Origin of the sequence: Limnochorda pilosa, from assembly GCF_001544015.1 — a bacterium.
GTDB classification, from domain to species: domain Bacteria; phylum Bacillota; class Limnochordia; order Limnochordales; family Limnochordaceae; genus Limnochorda; species Limnochorda pilosa.
The window spans coordinates 992552-1012036 of sequence record NZ_AP014924.1; the positions used below are offsets into that span (position 1 = coordinate 992552).

General features: G+C 63.6%; 19 protein-coding genes. 7 read left to right on the forward strand and 12 right to left on the reverse strand.

What is annotated here, in order from left to right:
- Nucleotides 1–290: 290 nt before the first annotated feature.
- From LIP_RS04410 to LIP_RS04435, 6 genes are read left to right on the forward strand one after another with little or no spacing between them, the layout of a single operon-like run.
- Complete coding sequence (locus LIP_RS04410) at nucleotides 291–1997, forward strand: ABC transporter substrate-binding protein (protein WP_198409717.1); 1707 nt, start codon at nucleotides 291–293, stop codon at nucleotides 1995–1997.
- The gene (locus LIP_RS04415) at nucleotides 1994–3055 is read left to right on the forward strand and encodes an ABC transporter permease (protein ID WP_082725848.1); all 1062 of its coding nucleotides are present in this window, start codon (nucleotides 1994–1996) and stop codon (nucleotides 3053–3055) included. The genes LIP_RS04410 and LIP_RS04415 overlap by 4 nt, the downstream gene beginning before the upstream one ends.
- Nucleotides 3056–3102: 47 nt before the next feature.
- On the forward strand, nucleotides 3103–3930 hold the full coding sequence (locus LIP_RS04420; protein WP_231699386.1) for an ABC transporter permease: 828 nt from the start codon (nucleotides 3103–3105) through the stop codon (nucleotides 3928–3930).
- Entirely contained in the window at nucleotides 3927–4994 is a 1068-nt protein-coding gene (locus LIP_RS04425; RefSeq protein ID WP_068134875.1) for an ABC transporter ATP-binding protein, read from the forward strand. The genes LIP_RS04420 and LIP_RS04425 overlap by 4 nt, the downstream gene beginning before the upstream one ends.
- Nucleotides 4978–5778 carry an ABC transporter ATP-binding protein gene (locus tag LIP_RS04430; RefSeq protein WP_068134877.1) on the forward strand — a complete coding sequence of 267 codons (801 nt, stop codon included), beginning with the start codon at nucleotides 4978–4980 and terminating at the stop codon, nucleotides 5776–5778. Before LIP_RS04425 ends, LIP_RS04430 begins: the two co-directional genes overlap by 17 nt.
- Nucleotides 5779–5782: 4 nt before the next feature.
- Complete coding sequence (locus LIP_RS04435) at nucleotides 5783–7471, forward strand: glycoside hydrolase 5 family protein (RefSeq protein WP_068134879.1); 1689 nt, start codon at nucleotides 5783–5785, stop codon at nucleotides 7469–7471.
- A 300-nt stretch (nucleotides 7472–7771) separates the two neighbouring features.
- Here LIP_RS04435 and LIP_RS04440 read toward each other — a convergent pair whose 3' ends face one another.
- Nucleotides 7772–8971: an MFS transporter gene (locus LIP_RS04440; RefSeq protein ID WP_198409719.1), complete on the reverse strand. Its 1200-nt coding sequence runs from the start codon at nucleotides 8969–8971 to the stop codon at nucleotides 7772–7774.
- Between the two features lie 304 nt (nucleotides 8972–9275).
- Entirely contained in the window at nucleotides 9276–10085 is an 810-nt protein-coding gene (locus LIP_RS04445) for a DUF6920 family protein (RefSeq protein WP_331456633.1), read from the reverse strand.
- A 493-nt stretch (nucleotides 10086–10578) separates the two neighbouring features.
- On the opposite strand from LIP_RS04445, the gene LIP_RS04450 reads away from it, so the two are divergent.
- A complete protein-coding gene (locus LIP_RS04450; protein ID WP_068134883.1) occupies nucleotides 10579–10983 on the forward strand; it encodes a putative ABC transporter permease in 405 nt (134 codons plus the stop codon).
- 222 nt (nucleotides 10984–11205) lie between these two features.
- On the opposite strand, the gene LIP_RS18385 is transcribed toward LIP_RS04450, so the two are convergent.
- The 10 genes from LIP_RS18385 to LIP_RS04475 form a co-directional block, all read right to left on the reverse strand.
- Nucleotides 11206–11637 (reverse strand): hypothetical protein, encoded by a 432-nt coding sequence (locus tag LIP_RS18385; RefSeq protein ID WP_158509551.1) that lies wholly within the window; start codon nucleotides 11635–11637, stop codon nucleotides 11206–11208.
- A 413-nt stretch (nucleotides 11638–12050) separates the two neighbouring features.
- On the reverse strand, nucleotides 12051–12551 hold the full coding sequence (locus tag LIP_RS17495) for a GNAT family N-acetyltransferase (protein WP_158509552.1): 501 nt from the start codon (nucleotides 12549–12551) through the stop codon (nucleotides 12051–12053).
- 123 nt (nucleotides 12552–12674) lie between these two features.
- Nucleotides 12675–13562, reverse strand: a complete 888-nt coding sequence (locus tag LIP_RS17500; RefSeq protein WP_082725850.1) for a restriction endonuclease — start codon at nucleotides 13560–13562, stop codon at nucleotides 12675–12677.
- 129 nt (nucleotides 13563–13691) lie between these two features.
- Nucleotides 13692–14468: an alpha/beta hydrolase gene (locus LIP_RS17505; protein WP_082725851.1), complete on the reverse strand. Its 777-nt coding sequence runs from the start codon at nucleotides 14466–14468 to the stop codon at nucleotides 13692–13694.
- A gap of 465 nt (nucleotides 14469–14933) precedes the next feature.
- Nucleotides 14934–15344, reverse strand: coding sequence for a RidA family protein (locus tag LIP_RS17510; RefSeq protein ID WP_082725852.1), 411 nt, complete (start codon nucleotides 15342–15344; stop codon nucleotides 14934–14936).
- A gap of 335 nt (nucleotides 15345–15679) precedes the next feature.
- The gene (locus LIP_RS04455) at nucleotides 15680–15895 is read right to left on the reverse strand and encodes a type II toxin-antitoxin system HicB family antitoxin (RefSeq protein ID WP_068134886.1); all 216 of its coding nucleotides are present in this window, start codon (nucleotides 15893–15895) and stop codon (nucleotides 15680–15682) included.
- 263 nt (nucleotides 15896–16158) lie between these two features.
- A complete protein-coding gene (locus LIP_RS04460; RefSeq protein ID WP_068134888.1) occupies nucleotides 16159–16713 on the reverse strand; it encodes a DUF3795 domain-containing protein in 555 nt (184 codons plus the stop codon).
- Between the two features lie 629 nt (nucleotides 16714–17342).
- Nucleotides 17343–17882 carry a nucleoside deaminase gene (locus tag LIP_RS17520; protein ID WP_082725853.1) on the reverse strand — a complete coding sequence of 180 codons (540 nt, stop codon included), beginning with the start codon at nucleotides 17880–17882 and terminating at the stop codon, nucleotides 17343–17345.
- Between the two features lie 324 nt (nucleotides 17883–18206).
- Nucleotides 18207–18422 (reverse strand): type II toxin-antitoxin system HicB family antitoxin, encoded by a 216-nt coding sequence (locus tag LIP_RS04470; protein ID WP_068134886.1) that lies wholly within the window; start codon nucleotides 18420–18422, stop codon nucleotides 18207–18209.
- 277 nt (nucleotides 18423–18699) lie between these two features.
- Nucleotides 18700–19098 (reverse strand): HNH endonuclease, encoded by a 399-nt coding sequence (locus LIP_RS04475; protein WP_068134894.1) that lies wholly within the window; start codon nucleotides 19096–19098, stop codon nucleotides 18700–18702.
- Between the last annotated feature and the right edge of the window lie 387 nt (nucleotides 19099–19485).

A 19485-nucleotide genomic window follows, 5' to 3' on the forward strand; every position in this document is an offset into this window, starting at 1 on the left:
CATGGATACCTCCCCTGGGCAGGTCCTGCTGTGCCGGGCCATGGATGGGGTTCGATCGACGACCCCGCGCTCCTGCCGGCGGCCCGTGACCTGGAACCTGGCGACATCGCGCGGGAGGGACGTCCGGCACCCGACGCTCTCACGGCCGGAAGGGAACTGTGGGTCGATCCCGGAATGCTACGAATGGGCAGGAGAGTTAATGATGACTCTCTTGCATTTCGAGTCTTGGGCGTCCGGCAAGGCCCGGCACCTCGGCCGGAGGAGAACGGTTACAAGAGGAGGGTGTCCACGTGAGAGACGTGATCCGTGCGCTGGCTGTCGTGGCATTCGTCCTGGCGGCTGCCTGTATGGCCGCCTCACCGGCACTCGCTCAGGTCCTTCCCCGCGGTGAGACCATGTACTTCGCCGGATTCCAGTGGGGTCCCGTGACGCACTTCAATCCTCTGGCACCCAACCCGCCCTGGCCTCTCGGCTCCAACGCCAACCCGGACCAGCAGGGGCCCGGATATGTCTACGAGACGCTCTTCCTGTACAACATCGTCCATGGCCAGTATGAGCCGCTGCTCGGCCGCGAGATGAACTGGGTCGACCCCAACACGCTGCGTATCGTGCTGCAGCCAGGCACCCGGTGGCAGGACGGTCGAGCCTTGACTTCAGCCGACGTCGTCTTCACCTTCCAGCTCGCTCAACGGTACGCTCTCGGCTACAGCTCGTTCTGGCAGTACGTGAAGTCCATGAGGGCGATCGACGACCGAACGGTGGAGATCGCTCTCGACCCGTCCAAGCCTAACCGCCCGCTCGTCAACCAGTACGTCTCCTTCGTCATGATCCTGCCGCAGCACATCTGGGGTTCGGTGGCGGACCAGGGACGCACTGCACTCCTGCAGTTCGAGAACCTGAATCCGGTCGGCTCCGGCCCCTACAAGGTCCAGGCTTACTCGGCCGAGCGGATCGTCCTGGAGCGATTCGACGGCTACTGGGGCAAGTCCGTCTACGGCATGCCGGTGCCCAGGTACCTGGTCCATCCTATCTTCAAGAGCAACGACGCCGGGAACCTCGCGCTCGAGCAGGCCCAGGTCGACTGGTCGCAGCAGTTCGTACCGCGGGTGTGGACCATCCCCAACGTGAAGACCTGGCTCGACGAGGAACCGTACTACGTGCCTGGCTCGATTCCGCTGATGATCATCAACGTGCAGCGCCCGGGTCTGGCCAACGCGCTGGTGCGCAGGGCGCTGGCATTCTCCATCGACTACGCGCTCATCGCCCGCACCGCCATGTCCAGTTACTCGGAACCTGCCAGGTCCAGCCTGATCCTGCCCACGGGCGTTGAGGCCCGGTACTTCGACGTGGAGAACGTAGAGCAGTACGGCTGGGAGTACGACCCGGACAGGGCGGTAGAGATCCTGGAGGAGGAACTCAACGCCAGGAAGGGCTCCGATGGCATCTACGTCCTTCCCGACGGCACCAGGCTGAGCTTCACCGTGCAGACCCCCTACGGGTGGACCGACTGGATGGCCGCGCTGGAGGTCGTCGCCCAGAGCGCCAAGAAGGTCGGCATCGAGGTGCGCACGGAGTTCCCCCAGGCGCCCGTCGTGACCACCAACATCCAGAACGGCACCTTCGATATGGCCCTCTGGTACGTCGCGCAGGTGAGCCCGGCCAGCCCGTGGACCCGGTTCCGGGACGTCATGGACGACAGGGACGTGCCGCCCGTAGGCGAGCAGGCGTTCCAGGACTTCGGGCGCTTCTCGCACCCGGATGTGGCGCCGCTGCTCGACAGAGCCGCGTCTGCCTCCGGCGACGCAGAGCTGAAGCGGATCTATGGCGAGCTCGACCGCATCTTCATGGAGAACGTGCCCGCCATCCCGCTCATGTACCGGCCTCTCCTGTTCTACGAGTTCAACACGACCCACTGGACCGGCTTCCCAACCAGCGCGAACCCGACGGCACCGCCGCTCTTCTACATCTCGGTGCTGCGGACGGTGAGCGCCAGGTGAGAACCGGCTCAGCCGGAGAAGCGGACGGAGGCCCCCCTCGGGGGGCCTCCCGCCACCTCTCGCGCTACATCCTGGGAAAGGCGGTCTGGTATCTCCTGGCCCTGGCGGTGGCCCTCGTCCTCAACTTCCTCCTGCCGCGCTTGATTCCGGGCAACCCCGTGGACGCGCTCATCGGCCAGTACATCCGCGGCGGCTCGGCGGGACAGGCGACGGCTCGGGTCTACGAGGCCTTCCTGGAGGAGTTCGGGCTCGATAGCTCCATGGGCCACCAGTTCGTTGCGTACATCGGAAACGTGGTGCGCGGCAACCTTGGGATCTCGTTCTCCTTCTACCCGGCGAGGGTGACCGACCTCATCGCCCAGGCTCTGCCCTGGACCGTGGCGCTGCAGTTGCCGGCCATTCTGCTGGGCTGGATCCTCGGGAACGTACTGGGGGCCCTCGCGGCGTACAAGGGCGGGCGCTTCGATCGCGCCTTCTTCGTGGGCGCGCTGGCCGTCTCCAGCATCCCCTACTATGCGATGGCGATCATCCTGCTCTATGTCCTGGCTGTGGTCCTGCCGGTCTTCCCGGCTGCAGGGGGCTACAGCTTCGGCATGATGCCGGAGTTCTCAGCCGCGTTCATCCTCGACCTGGCCCACCACTATGCGCTGCCCTTCCTGTCGTTGGTGCTCATCTCCATCGGCAGCCAGGCGGTGGGCATGCGCTCGATGGCCATCTACGAACTCGGCACGGACTACGTCAACTACTCCAGCGCCATGGGCGTTCGCGAGGGTTTCATCCTGCGCTATGTCTTCCGCAACGCCATGCTGCCGCAGGTGACGGGGCTCGCGCTCTCCCTCGGAACGCTGGTAGGAGGAGCCCTGATCACCGAGCTGGTCTTCTCGTATCCGGGCATCGGCGATCTCCTGTTCAAGGCGATCACGCTGAACGACTATCCGCTGATTCAGGGCGTGACGCTCTTCATCGCCACCGGGGTCCTCCTTGCGAACTTCCTGGTGGACGTTGCCTACGGGTTCATCGACCCGCGGATTCGGGCTGTCCAGATGGGGGAGCGATGAGCATGGCCGCTTCAAGCGTTTCACAGGGCGCGGCGCACGTGCGCGTGATGCGTTCCAATCGCTTCGCGGTGAGTCTCTTCCTCGTGGTGAGCGTCGTGGCGTTTGCCCTGCTCGGGCCGGTCGTCATCGGGCGGGAGCCTGGAGAGATCGTCGGCATGCCGTTCGAGGAGCCGTCGCGCTTCGCGCTGCTCGGCACCGACAACTTCGGCCGGGACGAGCTGACGCTGCTCATGTACGGTGCCCGCACCTCCCTTCAGATCGGCGCGATCGCGGGCATCCTCGCATTGCTGATCGGCACCGTGGTGGGGACCGTGGCCGGCTACTATGGAGACAACACGGATGAGACCCTGATGGGCCTTACCAACGTCTTCATCACCATCCCGTCCTTCGTGGTGCTGATCCTGCTCTCCATCGCCCTCCGATCGCGTTCGGTGCCCGTCATGGGGCTCGTCATCGGCATCACCTCGTGGCCGTGGACGGCCCGGGCGGTGCGAGCGCAGGCATGCAGCCTGCGAGCCAGGGAGCATGTGGACGTGGCTCGCCTCTCCGGGGCGAGCGGGCTTTCCATCATCGCTCGAGACATCGTTCCCTACATGTTCTCCTACCTGGCCATGGCGTTCACCCTCCAGCTCTCGTCCGCAGTGCTGACGGAAGCCTCGCTCAGCATGCTGGGCTTGGGCCCCACCAACACGGTCTCGCTGGGCGTCATGCTCCAGTGGTCCCTGCTGTGGGAGGCCGTACGCCAGGGGAACTGGTGGACCTTCCTGCCCCCCACCTTCTTGCTCGCGATCATCGCGTTCAGCCTGCAGCTCCTCAACGCCAGCCTGGACGAGGCCTACAATCCACGGCTCCGAAGGAGGGGCAGCGCCAGGTGAGCGTGCTGCTGGAAGCCGAGCATATCAGTGCGAGCTACCTGCTGGACGAAGCGGGCGCGAGGGAGACTCCGCCCTGCATCCGTGCCGTCGACGACGTCAGTCTGGAGCTGCACGAAGGCGAGGTGATCGGCATCGCCGGCGAGTCCGGGTGCGGGAAGTCGACCCTCGCCATGGTTCTCTCCGGCACCGTGCGCCCACCGCTGCAGGTGACGGCGGGGCGGCTACGGATCGCAGAGCAGGCGGTGCCCCTCGCCGGCGGCGGATCGGACCCGCGCGCCGCCTCCGACGCCGACCAGACGCCCCTGCTCCGCGGGCGGGTGGTGGCGATGCTGCCCCAGGGCGCGATGAACGCCCTGAACCCGACGCTGCGCATCCGGGACTTCGTCTTCGACGTGCTGCGATCCCACCTGCCCGGGATCACACGGCAGGAGGCGATCGAGCGTGCGAGCGAGCGTCTGGAACGGCTGGGGTTGCCCCCCCGTGTCCTGAGCGCCTACCCGCACCAGCTGAGCGGGGGCATGAAGCAGAGGGTGGTGGCCGTCGTCTCGACGCTGCTCGATCCGGACGTCCTCGTGGCCGACGAGCCCACGTCGGCCCTCGACGTCACCTCCCAGCGGATGCTTCTGGCGCTCCTGGTCAGCTTCCTCGAGCAGAGCATCATCCGCGGGATCGTCTTCATCACGCACGAGCTTCCGCTGTTGCGTTACATCGCCCAGCGCATTGCGATCATGTACGCCGGGCAGCTCGTGGAGGTCGGCCCTACCGATCGTGTGCTGTTCGCACCCTCGCACCCCTACACCCAGGCGCTCATGCACGCCACCATCGTGCTCGAGAAGGGCACCCGCAGGCAGCGGATCAAGACGGTCGGGGGCGCACCGCCCGGCCTTCTCTCACCCCCGCCCGGGTGCCGCTTCCACCCCCGCTGCCCCGTGGCGATGCCGATCTGTTCCCAGTCCGTCCCACCGGCCGTTTCGGTCGGTGAGCGCCACGATGCCGCCTGCTGGTGGGTTGCGGGCCATTCTGCCGGAGAGGCGGGTGCCACCCACGATGCCGCACGCCGATGACTCGGTGCTGATCGAGACCCAGCACCTCACCCGCACCTTCGGTCAGGGCGCCCAGCAGGTACGGGCGGTCGACGACGTCTCCCTTCGCCTGCACCGGGGCGAGATCGCGTCCGTGGTCGGGGAGAGCGGCAGCGGGAAGTCGACCCTGGCCAGGTTGATGCTGCGCCTGCTTCAGCCGTCCGCGGGACGGATCCTCTTCGAGGGGGCGGACGTGACGCGGCAGAGCCGCCTGCCGGAGCTGCGCCGCTACTGGCAGCGGGTACAGGCGGTCTTCCAGGACCCGTCGGCCTCCTTCAACCAGTTCCTGACCGTCCGTCGCCTCCTGGAGAGGGGGCTGGGGCTCGAGGGCTCGCGCCTGGACAGCAAGGAGCGCGACGCCCGCGTGCGCTGGGCCCTGGAACGGGTCGCGCTCAACCCGGGCGAGATGCTCGCCAAGCTCTCCCACGAGATGAGCGGAGGCGAGCGGCAACGGGTGATGATCGCCCGGGCTCTGGTGGTGCGGCCGCTCTTGCTCCTCGCCGACGAGCCGACGACCATGGTGGACGCCTCGTCGCGCGCGAGCATCCTGAATGTGCTCCTGGACCTGCGGGACGAGTTCGGGATGGCGATCCTCTTCATCACCCACGACGTCAGCCTGGCCACCTACGTGAGCGACACTCTGTTCGTCATGCATGATGGCAGGCTGGTGGAATCGGGCGGCGTGGAGAGGATCACGGCCAGCCCCGAGCACGCGTACACCCGGCAGCTCTTCGCGGATGCCTTCACCATGTCGGAACGGGGGTAGCGCCATGACCGAGCAGGATACCTCCAGCCAGCTCTCGAGACTGGGCGTCAACTACTGGCCGGCCCATGCCGGACCCTACATGTGGCGGGAATTCGATGAAGAGGCGATCGCCGCCGACCTGCGGGCGCTCAGGGCCGCCGGGGTCGAGTACACTCGGAGCTTCCTCTTCTGGCCGGACTTCATGCCGGAGCCGGACCGGGTCGAGCCGGCCATGATGGAACGGCTGGGCCGTTTCATGGATCTCCACGAAGAGGCGCGCCTTGGAGTGCACCTCACGCTGCTGGTGGGGCACATGAGCGGGCAGAACTGGCCGCCACCCTGGATGCCCGATCCCTCGCGCCTCTACACCGATCCCGGGCTCCTGCTGGCCCAGGAGCGCTACCTCACCACGGTCGTCGAGGCGGTCCGACCCAGCCCTGCCCTGGAAGCCTATGTCTTGACCAACGAGCTGCCCCTCTTCACCGGGCCGGCGCCGGTGGAAGCCGTCCAGGCGTGGTCATCCAGGATGGTGGGGCTCCTGAAGCGCCTCGACCCCGATCGGTCGGTCTCCCTGGGCGACGGCGCGTGGTACGTGCTCGGCGACACCGCCAGCGGTTTCCGCCCCACGCACGCCCAGGACGTCATCGCCCCGCACCTGTATCTGGCCGACACCCACCCCGGGCGGCAACTGGCCGCGTACGGGCTGGCCATGGCCGTGGCCCGACGGCTGGCCCGTGACGCTGGCAAGGCCATCTGGCTGGAGGAGTTCGGAGCGACGCACTCCGTCTTCGGAGAGGAGGAGGTGGCGAGATGGGCGCGGGGCGTGGTCACGGAGGCCAGGCTCCACGGCGCCGAGCAGGTCTGCTGGTGGTGCGGGTTCGACTTCCCTGAGGCGATGGGCGAGCGCCCGCCCTACAGTCACCACCCTCACGAGCTCTCCTTCGGGATGATGCGCTCGGATCGGTCACCGCGGCCGGTGGCGGCGGCCCTGAGGGAGGCAACCGTCGCGCCCCTTCCGAACCTGCGGCGGGCCGGGCTCCTGATACCCTCCTGGGTGTATCGGGCGTATCCCTTCGGTGAGCCCTGGGGTGCCGCCACGCGGCGAGCCTTCCTCAACGCGTACGCGGCCTTGCGCGAGCTGGGCTACCTGCCCGAGGTGGTGCTGGAGGACGACCTGGGGTCTCAGCCCGCCACAGCCGGCAACGCAGGTCCCGTCGTCGACGCCGGCCTTGCCGCCGCCGGTCCCTACGGACTCCCTCCGATCCTGGCGGTACCCTCGGTGCAGAAGCTCCAGGCAGCCACATGGGCGAGGCTGGAAGCCTATCCCGGTCGGGTTCTCTACAGCTACCTCCACGCGACGGCGGTGCGCTCGCACGAGGGGGCCTGGATCTCGGCGGCATCGGCCAGACGCTTCTTCGGCGGGGAGGCCCGCAACCGCTTCAACCTGCCTGAGCCGGCGCCTCGGGGCCTGGTCTGGGAGGGTGGGCGGATCGACCTGCCGAAGGGGCCCGATCCCTTCTCGGAGACGCCGCTCCTGGTGCGCCCCAAGGAGGCCGCCGTTCTGGGGCGGGACGACCAGGGCCGTCCCCTCTGGATCCGCGCCGGCCGGAGGGACCTCCTTCTCTTCCCGATCGAAGCCCTGGCGGACGACCTCACCCCGGTGATCGCTTTCTATCGGGCGGTGCTCCGGTCCCCTCCAGAGGCGGGCAGCTGAGGTCCGGCCAGGACGGTCTCCCTCTCGATTTCCCCCGGGACTCCTCTCGAGCCTCCGGTCTCTACAGCGCCATGACAGGCCCTCCGCTCGTGACGAATCGCCGGCACTGCGGCCAGAGCCGCAGGCCCCAGCGCGCACAACCGCTTCCCGATCAGGCGTCGCGCCTGGCGACCTCCCATCACCCTCCCTGCTTGGGCCCAGCACCCTTGCATCAGGCGCGGACCCCTTCCCCTGCCAGGGTGCTGACCGATCTGTTGGTCCTTTCCGTGCAGACAAGCATGACCACGGCATACAGGAGAATCACTGCGGGGAAGAGAGCCAAGTGCCTGCCGGAGGTGACGAACCCGAATGCCGGGGGCAGAACGGTAGTGCCTGTATATGCGACCCCCATCTGTACGCCATGAGCATGGGTGCCCAGTCCGCGCTGAACCGGCGGGGCGTCTCGTGCAGCATAGAGGGGTAGATGGGGGCGCATCCCAGCCCAACGAGCAAGAATCCGACAGGGGAAAAGGGGCCAGGCATGGGCAAGAGCATCAGCCCTGCGCCCGCCAGGATCAACAGAAGACCTGCTCGGATCAACGAGGCATTGCTCGTTCTCATGGCCGCGAAACCGGAAATCAACCGCCCGACGGTGAGGCTCCCGAAGAACAGCGAAACCCAGAAAGCTGCAGTGGATGCATCCAGTCCCCTTGCCTTGACCAGGAAGCTGCTGCCCCACAAGCCCATCGTAGCTTCTGCCCCGCAGTAAGAGAAGAAAGCCACGAGAACCGGCCACACACCTGGGAGCTTCAGGACGGAGAGCAGGCCGGCGTTACCTTTCTCGGCGCTTCCACCATCATCGAGGATCGCGTTCCCGTCTTGAGCGTGGCGTCCGTTATCGCGCCCAGCGTTCCTCGTTGGCTGTTGCTGCCCGGCAGGGGCCAGAGCCGGTCGTGCGGATGACGTTTCCCTTTCCGTCCATCTCCACAGCGGCAGCGAGGCGAGCAGCAATGCAACCAGGCATCCCTGGATGATACCGACGGTGAGGTACCCGCCCCGCCAGTTACCACCCTCCACGATGAAGCGGGACATGATCAGGGGGCCCGACATGGCCCCGACACCCCAAAAGCAATGCAGCCAGTTCATGTGATTGGCCTTGTAATGGGTGGCGACAAAGTGGTTAAGGGCGGCGTCCACAGCACCTCCACCCAGGCCGAGGGGGATGGCCATCAAAAGGAGCCATCCAAACGAAGGGGAAAGGGAAAAGCCGCAGAGGGCGATGGCCGTCATGGCGACGCTGACACGTGTCGTGTTTCCCGTTCCGAAACGCCGGATGATGGGACCGCTGAAGAAACTGGCGACGATGGTCCCGCCGGAGACGATCATGGAGATGATTCCCGCGAAACTGTATGGAACGCCCAGTCCCGGCTGCATGACGGGCCAGGAGACGCCCAACAGAGAATCGGGCAGGCCGAGGCTGATGAAAGTGGCATAGATGAGGGCCAAGAACAAGGTAGCCATGGCTTATCCCCCGTGGGTCAAGGCTACTGCCGGGCTGATGGATTCGAGCATAGCAGAAAGCGGTGGAGCAAGAATCCGCCCGCTTCCTGGTCCGAGAGGACTACGAGCGCCGCGCCTCTGGAGAGCCTATACAGCTACCGTATGCCATACTCTCGGACGGTATTCAATACCCAGTGTCGCCGGATTCCGGTCAGCAGGTAGGCTGCCGCCATCCGCCAGCGCGTCAGACTGGCCGTTTCCCTCGCCGGCATACGGCAGGCGCAGGCCCCGGTCCATCAGCCACCCCGACCCGCTCCCTCATCATTCATGGCGCGTATTCATACTCGATGCGCTCAATCCGGCCGCGCCAGTAAGGCTTCGGCCCGTCCCCCAGCAACCACGCCACCTCGCCTTCGAGCGGCACCAGCATGCCGTCCCGGTCCTCGTAGTTCCAGAACCGGCCTTGCCAGGGCGTTGGCACCTGGGTCCCATTCACGGCTCGGTATCGTCTGTCGGCACGCACGGAGCTGATGAGCCCTTCAGCATCGAATTCGAAGACGAGGGTGACGATCGTTCCCCCATCGGTGAGGGTCGCGCGGGCATGGGCCTCGTCCACGGCTTCCCACGCCACGCCCTGACTCGGGAGAAGCGCCGTGGGGTACCAGGCCGATTCCGCGAAGAAGCGAATCAGCTCTCCCTGGTCCAGCTCTGGGCTGCTGGGCTGGTCCATCACGGTCACGAGCCCGAACAGCTTCGCGGTCAGGAGACCTTCGCCCGCCACGTATGCGTCACGGACATGAACGTTCATCCCGGGAGCCATGTGAATCCGTGCATCCCAGACGAAGCCCGGGCGCCGGGTGACCACACGCTGGTTCGAGGTGAAGGGCCTCCATTGCTCCTCGGTCTCGCTCATGTTGAAGGTGCCCGTGTGTTCCCCGCTGGCTGAAGCGATCAGCGGCTGCCCATCTTTCAAGACGGTACGGAAGTACCGTTGGACAGGAGCGGGCAGGCCTTCCAACTCACCAGCGTCGTACGCTTCTGGGGTCACCGCCACACTGGCCGCTTGCATGCGCGCATGCAGGCCTCGCGTATCCGACTGCCAGCGGTTCGCACCGATGAGGATCGCTGCCGTCATGAGCAAGACGACGACTCCTGCAACTGCGAACGACACTCTCCACCACATGTCTGGTGCTCCCTTCGGCCCACAGGTTTCATCGAACCACCTGCAAAGCCCTGCATCAAGGGTACACGGGGCGCCGAGACGGCCGCCATCTCGCTGACCAGGTTCCACATCGCCCCGAGCGAACCACCCCTGTCGGCATCGGGAGACCGGGCGCGCAGGCCAACGCTAGCCAGATTCGACCTTTCTCCGAATCCCCCTCCAGTGTGCCGGATCCCTGTGAAACCGGCAAAGGAACCGAAGGATGTGCTCTTGCCTTCAGGACAGCCGGCAGCGGCGCGGCCCGGTGGTAGGCCCTATGGATTCGGGTGCTCTGCCTATACGGGCGACTCCTTCGTGGTCACCCCCGTTCTACCTCTGCAACCTCCACTGACCGGTCGGATGGGATGGGATGGGAACTCACACGTTCCGCCGCGGGTAAAGAGCACCGGCCGGGCAAACTACGCCCATGCTGGTGCGCTTTCTGATCTACGGTGCGCTCGGTTGGATCGTGGAGATCCTGTGGACGGGGACGGGAAGCATCCTCCGGCGCGACCCGCGCTTGACGGCAACGACCTACCTCTGGATGTTTCCCATCTACGGCGGTGGTGCGCTCCTGTTTGAGCGATTGTACCAGGTGGTCGCAGCTCAGCCGTGGATTCTTCGCGGGCTCGTGTGGGTGGTGGCCATTTTCGGTGTCGAGTACGTGACCGGTTGGCTCATCCGGCGGGCGGTCGGCCACTGCCCCTGGGATTACAGCGGGGCGCCCCTCGCTTTGGGCGAGCTGGTCAGGTTGGACTATGCACCGGCCTGGTTTCTGCTTGGCCTGTTGTTTGAGCGACTCCACCTTGCGTTGGTGGCAAGCTTTCCATAAGACGAGACGACACGGCGTCTCCGGCATCGCTCGGCCAGCCGCCCACAACTGACGAGAAACCTTCTCCAACGGGCGGACTGGATCCACGTGGAGAGACCAGCCCCTGCCCCCGAGCAGTTCCGCCGCGATTCTGGCTAGCGTTAGCCCAGGCACCCGTCTCCTACGGCGTCCGCTGGATACGCCTGTTAGGCCGATCGCGTGATCCTCAGTGACCACACATGCCTAGGCCGGTCCTTCCCTAGGAACGAACCTGAGATCAAGCCACGTTCGTGAGGGCAAGACGTCCTCAGGATACTCGTCCCATATCGGCAGGTCCTCATCGTTCTCCACGACGAAGGCTCGTAGGAGAGCTTCGACGGACTGAGGATCATCGGGCTGACTATGGGGTCCCAGCTCACATGCAAGCCATTTCCATATGAACTCGGCCAAAGATAACCAGCCTTCCGCGCGGAGGCGTCTTGTCGAGGCCTCTCCAAACTGCCTGAGAACGTCCGCAACAGGGGTTATGCGGAACGTCGCTCTGACTTCATCCACTGCGAGGACGAAGCTTCGCTCGGCTATGCGGCTGTGCAGGTGCGCGTCCTTAAGCTGCCTCTTCTCGATGTCTAGCATTAGCTCCTGTGATCGCTTGATCTGAAACAGCGCTGTCTTCATGAATTCTTCCGCCGGAACGTACACAGTGACTGCTAGGTCTGCGCCATATCGGTCAACTTGACGGGTACCCTTCCGGTGCAGGACGTATACTTGGCTCTCCATTATGATCGGCGCTGACACACCTATGTCGCACCCACGCCGACGTCGAGCCAGTTTCCCGGTCACGTGGTTCATATAGGCCACTTCGTCTCTAGGGTGGCCATCCAACCAGGCTCTCGTGGCCTGTGCGACATCTGATAGAGCATGACCAAGTACCTTGTCGAGATCATGGAAGAAGGAATCGCCATGTTCATCCCCTCAGCACAGGCAGTCGCCCTAACGTCCTGCCGTATCAGCGGCGGCACGCTCACGCTTCGATCGACGCTCCCCGCCATGACCCGCCCGCTGGATACGCTTGTTAGACGGACGCCTTATCAGCACAATTTAAGAACCATGACTTCCTCAAACAGATCTGAACCCGGACGCAAAGGCAACCTGACCCCGGTGCCAATGAACCCGGAAGACAGATAGAGTCGTTTGGCCTCGTCGTTTCCTTCGGTAACGTGGAGAATAACCTCCGAGACCCCTTTTGATCTCGCCCAGTCAATGGCGGCATCAACTAATGCCCTCCCAACCCCCAGGCCACGTTCGCTTGGCATCACCCACATCGAGAAAAGACCTGCTTGGGACGCGTCGTCCTCTGAAGGGCCGACGCGTGCCATGCCGACGGGACGGCCATCGCGTTCAGCCAGCAGGAAATCCCGATCGGCCAAGCTACTGGAAGCTACCAATTCCGTCCAGTGGGAATCGATTTGCTGTCTCTCACCATCCAACGTACTCCCAAACGCGTTAGGCGAGTCAGCAAGTGCCTGGAGCCGTAACGACTTCCAAAGCTGCCATTCATCGGGGAGAAAGCTTCGAATCAGCGTACCCACCCCGCTCACCTCTTCGTTCCGTCTAGCGTCCTGCCGTATCAGCGGCGCCGCCACTCAGCTACCAACGGAGCAGCCCAGCCAACTACGGCGTCCGCTGCAGACGCTTGTTAGTCGTTTCTGAACTCACCCGTCCCGTCCGGCTCCCGGCAACGTGTGTCCAAACTCGACAAAGAAACGCTCATCAACCTCGTAGACGGTTCGCGGTACGAGGCCGAGTTCAAGGTTAGCGAGCATTTCCACGAGAACCTCCCCGTCAACGAGCTCAATAGGTGGTACTCCGTCCCTGATAGCTTCTTTGCGAGCCTCAGAAGTGAACGTAGCGGTAGTGAGGATCATGCCTTTGTCCGCTCTACCCATCATCGCCCCACGAAAGTCGCGGACTACTGATGGCCCCACCGAATGGGAGCACCGCTTACATTGAAAGTAGACGTAGAAGCTCACCAGGGGATTGACGCGGAGTACTCCGTGTCCGTCAATGCCTCCATCGCCACTGCGACCGGTCACCGTAACGTTCTCGAATCCAGATTCCCGAAGCAGCCGCTGGCATAAGCGCTCGAAACCGTCGGGCGGCAACTTCCCCAGGAGCTCCAAAACCTGGGCCTTGTAGTCCCGCTCTCCCTGCAGTTCTTCGGGATCGGGCAGGTCTCCGTCCGATACCTCGGTCTCTTCCTGGGAACCCGAGGTGCGAAGCCTCTCCTTCAGCTCACGGAAAAGGTCAAGTGCGCCATCCGCATTCAGGCTAGACGCCCGTCCCCTTTCAGTGAGACTCCATACCCCACGTCTTGACGAATCTACGAGGCCGGCCTTCGCTAGGTAAAACCGTGCCCAATGTACGCGGTTCTTGAACCGTGACCGGCCACTCGTAAGCTCTCCGTGCAGGATATCCGCCGGAACATCCAAAGCGGTGGCGATCCACTCTTCCACCTCGCCTGGACGCGCAGAGCCCCCAAGGTGTCTCAACGCATCCAGGATAGGACCCATGAACTCCACAAACTGAGGTCCCCGTGCCATGTGTCTCCCTCCCGTGAAACCGACCACGTCCTACCGAAGCAAAACGGCTAACATCATCGGCGTCAGCGGCGAGGGCAGCGAGTCCGCTGCACGCCGGTGTTGGGCCACGAAATACCGAATGGCCGTCGCTTACTGCGGTTGGACAAAGGCCAGCACAGGAGGAAGCACCTTGTCGATCTCAGTGAATTCCTGCCTGTGGTTCAGTGCTTCCATTAGCTGAACTCGAACCTTTGTTTGGCTGAGTACAGGCCCATATTCTTCCGTGCTTGCCAACGCCGGGTCGTTTCTTGTGCCGACGAGCCAGAGCGTCGGACAGAGCACGTCGCCGGGTTCGACTGGCGCCCACCCGAGCATTGCGGTCAACCATGCCAGCCTCAGGAGTATCTCACCGGTTTGGAGACGAGTTTGGTCTTCCGGAGAGAGCGATTGAAGATTGAGCGTCCCATCTGCTCGAGCCTGCAAAATCGGCGCCCAATGGTCGCGAAGGCCGCGGATGAACTGCCCGAAATCGCCGGGAGCGGCCGGGCCGAAGGGAATCCCAACCATGACAAACTTGGTGACGCGAGCGGATTGGGCGGCCAAATAGCGACCCACGTTCGCGCCATACGAGAAACCCCAGACTGCAAACCTTTCAATGCCCACTGCATCAGCAACGGCCAGAATGTCCTGGCAGTGCCTGTCGGTTGTGTAGCTGGTGGCGTCGATTGGCCTGTCGCTTTCGCCATTCCCGCGTATGTCAACCGTGATGACCCGGAAGTTGCGCTTCAGCCGTTCGACATACCCAGCGGTGTGCCAATCCTGACGGTCGCGGCCCCCACCATGAAGTAACACAATCGGCGCTCCGGATCCGCTAACATCATAGGCAATACGGTGACCATCGATTGAAGTCGCAAAGGATGTGCTCATACCTATCCTCTTTCTGTTTGAGAAGTGTGACCCTGGCCTAACGTCCTTGCGGCTCAGCGGCGCCGACGGCCGCCGTCAACTTGTCCCCTCCCGACTCCCCCTTCGGCGTCCGCTGCAGCCGCTTGCTAGAGGGCTTGGGCACCGCTCGACGCGTTGCCTAAGGTCGGCGCGAAGAGAGCTCGAGCCCAGTCCCGCCGTTCAGCGCGCCTCCGTATTCCACCCACGTCAGCCCAAGGTCAACCCGCCACCTTCGCCGTACCGATGGGCCCGCTTCCGCCATCGCTTGGGGCACCCACCCTCTTCTGGCCACCCGGTACCCTTTACACCGTCACTCCTCGCGCCGCCCTCCATCCAGCTTTCGACGACCGACCAGGTGTCAACAGATCCTCATGTCCCTCTAACACTCGGGTTCAGGCGCGGTGGCGCGATAGCGCCGACGTCGCCTGGAACCCATTGTTGGGCCATTCACTTCTGCGGAACCACGGCAACGGCATCAATCTCCACAAGAAAATCAGGGTGTGCCAATGCGGGGACAAAGATACCGCTAATGACGGGGGGATTCGGACGTTGGCCCCAAACTTTTTGAAACGCCTCGAATCCAGCTTGAGCCGATTGGCCATGCAGGATATAGACGTTCCACTTTACGACGTGTTGGAGTCCGGCCCCGCCTGCCGCGAGCGCTGTTTCCAGATTCTTTAATGCTTTTTCCGTCTGTACTCTGATGTCACCCTTGCCGACAATGTTGCCAGAAGCATCCACCGCATTCTGTCCACCAACATAGATTGTTGTTGCGTTGCCGCTGACGACAACAGCCTGAGTATATGCGGGATTCTTGTGCAAGCCCGGCGGATTAAGATGTTGAACGTTTCCATGCATAAGCTCTTGTTCCTCCTTTAGGGGCGAGAGACTGACAGCCCAACGTCCTGCCGTATCAGCGGCGCCGCCACCCCGCCTCCGAGCGAAGCGTCTTGCCCAACTACGGCGTCCGCTGCATACGCTTGCTAGACGGCCGGCCATGTCACTGGAACTGTCCTACCTCAGGGACCGACAGTCCCCGACAGATCTTCCGTGCCAGCTCGTCCGGGATCTCCACATGACGAGGAATGGTTTCTATGGCGCCCGTCTGCGGATTCATCCAGAGCGAGTGCGACGGCCTTCCCGCTTGAGAACACAGCCGTGTTTCCTCAGATGCCGAAGTAAGGCACCTCGTTTCACCGAACGCTGACCCTCTCAACGACAGCGTCGGGCGGAATCCCACGCAGTCCCTGATCCCGACGGTCCTCGAGGATCAAGCGGATGGCTTCCGATAGGCTTTGCAGCGCTTCATCCTGCGTCTTGCCCTGGCCGTTAGCGCCCGGAACCTCGGGAGAATACGCAATGAACCACTGCCCATCCCGCTCAACAACCGCCGTGAACTCGTTGGCCACGCGACCAGCCCCCCATCCACCATCAGCACCCTTGCGCTTGCCCTACTATTCTACCGCACCGCGCTGCATCGTGCTGAGTCCCACGTGGCCACTACCGTCTCCCAGAAGAAGCTCAATGAGCCTTCGCACATCTGCCAACTCCGTCCGTCTAGCGCCCTTGCGGCTCAGCGGCGCCGACGGCCGGCGTCAACTTGTCCCCTCCCGACTCCCCCTTCGGCGTCCGCTGCAGCCGCTTGTTAGGGCGGTCACCGCATCTCATCCACTCACTTGCGCAGCGCTAGCTTGATGGAACATCGGCTCGCGGCGGCGTCGAGAAGCGCATGCAGGGTCTTGGATCTCTCGCGCACGTCGAGGTCGCCGGCGGACCGCCGAGCGTCTTCGAGTGCGGATCGCAGCTCCGACAGGTCGAGAACGGTGGCGGCGATGCAGTAGTAGGTCTTCGACCGCCCTTCATTGAAGTGGGCGAGCATCTCGTCGAGCAGTTCCTCCCGGGCGCACTGTTCCTCGATGAACAGGTCGAGCCCGGCACGCTTGATCAGGGCGATGTTGCCGTCGAGCGACGCGTAGCAGGTGAAGGTGTCGCGCTGCCGTCCGAAAGCGCGGTGCTCCGCCCAGCGCGCGCATGACTCGCTCTCGGCGCAATCCCAGCAGAATTCGATGCCCTTGCGTTTCACGGCGCACGTGATGAAGGGGCAGCCAGCAGATACGCGAATCTCGCTCTTGCATCCACCGCAGCGGCTCGCTCCCTCCGTGTGATAGCGTGGGCACAGCCGACACGACAACCCGCAGATCCCGACCTCGGGGTAACGAAACTTCATTGGCGCCCCCCCCACCCGTGCCGTGACCCGGCCTAACGTCCTGCCGTATCAGCGGCGCCGCCACCCGGCCGCCGGCCGGTGCTCCGGGCCACCTACGGCGTTCGCTGCATGCGCTTGTTGGGGCTGTGGGCGAATCCGCGAAACGGTCTCCTCGGTCGGCACGAAGAGACAAGAAAGGCACGGGACCCTGCTCGCTCGTACGTCCCACTCCATACGCTCAACCTCCGCGTGCCATCGCGCGGGTACTCCGGAGCCCGCGCCGTGACCCAGCCCTACCCACTTAGCGTTTCTGTGGAACTAGTACCCTTCACCACATCCGAGAAGTCCAGCGGCCTCGACGCAAAGCCACATGCGGCGAAACAGCCACCTCAATCAGTACCCAATTGACTGAGCGCACCCCTCGCGCACTCAGCCACTGTCCGAGCTCGGCCCTCCATAGAGGAAACGTGATAGCCGACCATTCATTCTCGACGCTGTGACTCTTCGCGCCGCCCACCGCAGCGATACCGACAACTGGCCAGGTCTCGCACGTTCCACCTGTATCCTAACGTCCTGCCGTATCAGCGGCGCCGACCGCCAGCCACCAACCGGTGTACCCCGCCCCCTACGGCGTCCGCTGCATACGCTTGCTAGACCTCATCTTTAATCGGTGCACCAATCCTGAATCCATCCTGCGCCGGTCTCCCGCCTGCAAGAATGTACTCCAGAGCCCGGGGAGCATATCGCCTGAAGAGAGACATCGACTCCTCCGCGAGCACATCGCCGAGATAGGTTTTCAGGTGTCGACGAACGTACGGATTCGCCTCGATGGTCTCCTGAGAGTATACGACTGGATCGTGCATAGCAAAGACCACGTGTGGAACATCTGCCATCACGGCAGCTCCAAGACACATCGGGCAGGGTTCGAGTGTGGTAAAGAGTACTGCGCGGCAGTAGTCTCGCCACAGGCGCTCACCTCCGGCAAGGAGTGCATTCAACTCCGCATGGCATAACTGGCTTCGTGCTTCGTTGTGGCGCGCTCGCCCGCGCGACACAACTTCGCCGTCGATCACCACAACGGCTCCAACAGGCAGCTCTCCAGCTTTGCCGGCAAGATCGGCTTCGATCAGTGCTTCGCGCATGAAGGCGTCGAGGTCCAAGGAACCTATCGCATCCGCGACTGGGTCCATGAGCTCGCCTCCGACTCTGAAATGGAGGTCTAACGTCCTGCCGTATCAGCGGCGCCGACAGCCAGCCACGAGTCGATGTACCTGACCATCTGCGGCGTCCGCTGCATACGCTTGTTAGACGGCCGGCCATGTCACTGGAACTGTCCTACCTCAGGGACCGACAGTCCCCGACAGATCTTCCGTGCCAGCTCGTCCGGGATCTCCACATGACGAGGAATGGTTTCTATGGCGCCCGTCTGCGGATTCATCCAGAGCGAGTGCGACGGCCTTCCCGCTTGAGAACACAGCCGTGTTTCCTCAGATGCCGAAGTAAGGCACCTCGTTTCACCGAACGCTGACCCTCTCAACGACAGCGTCGGGCGGAATCCCACGCAGTCCCTGATCCCGACGGTCCTCGAGGATCAAGCGGATGGCTTCCGATAGGCTTTGCAGCGCTTCATCCTGCGTCTTGCCCTGGCCGTTAGCGCCCGGAACCTCGGGAGAATACGCAATGAACCACTGCCCATCCCGCTCAACAACCGCCGTGAACTCGTTGGCCACGCGACCAGCCCCCCATCCACCATCAGCACCCTTGCGCTTGCCCTACTATTCTACCGCACCGCGCTGCATCGTGCTGAGTCCCACGTGGCCACTACCGTCTCCCAGAAGAAGCTCAATGAGCCTTCGCACTCCTGCCAACTCCGTCCGTCTAACGTTCTGCCGTATCAGCGGCGCCGCCTGCCAGTCACCGATCGAGTCTCTCCGGCCTCCTACGGCGTCCGCTGAATACGCTTGCTAGACGCCCAACGCAGAGCACCGCTTGTCGTTGAGTTGCGAGCTAATCCTCGGCGAGCAGCTCGTCAAGCGCGTCGCGCTTGCGTCGATTGCATTCGCTGTGGACAAGCCGAAGGTTTTCAGGCGTAGTAGGCCCTCCCCTTGACCACGGTATGATATGGTCAAACTCGACCTGGTTATCCGGCACCGGTTGGTGGCATATCTGACAGATTTGCCCGTCACGTCTCACCACCTTCAGCATAACCTCATGCGGTATGGCTCGGCTCATCCGACGGGTCGCGCGCGTCTCAGTAGCCAACTCCGCGACAAAGAAGACCGGGCAAACGTGCCCAAACACTCGGCAGGACACGTCCTGCAAGACCTGGGGAACAGCCTCAGGATAATCCTCCGCATTGAACTCAGCGACGCGCTGCTCGAACTCCTCCCTCCTCTCGTCGTCCAACGGTTCTCCGCTTCCAAGCCTCCCTGATTTTAGGCACTGGCTGAAGTACTCGTTGTGCTCAATGGCATCCGCACGTAACGGGGGGAGTAACGGGAATTGCTCCACCAGGGGACCGTACGGGCAGTACTTGATCTCCCAGCAAGGTTTGCAGATCTGACGGATACGCCTACCCCAATCGGAGAGGACTTGACTGTCCGGGCTATCGGGCTTATATCCTAAGGCGACTTTCACGGAAGCGTGTAGCCTGTCAGCCAAAGTGGTAGCCCCCCGTGCGTCTAACGGACTGCGCTTCAGCTGCCGTCGAGGCGCGCTCTCCAAGAAGACCTCGAAAACCGTACGATCTTGCGCGCCGAAGGCGGTCAGCTGCAAGCACTTGTTGGGCAGTGC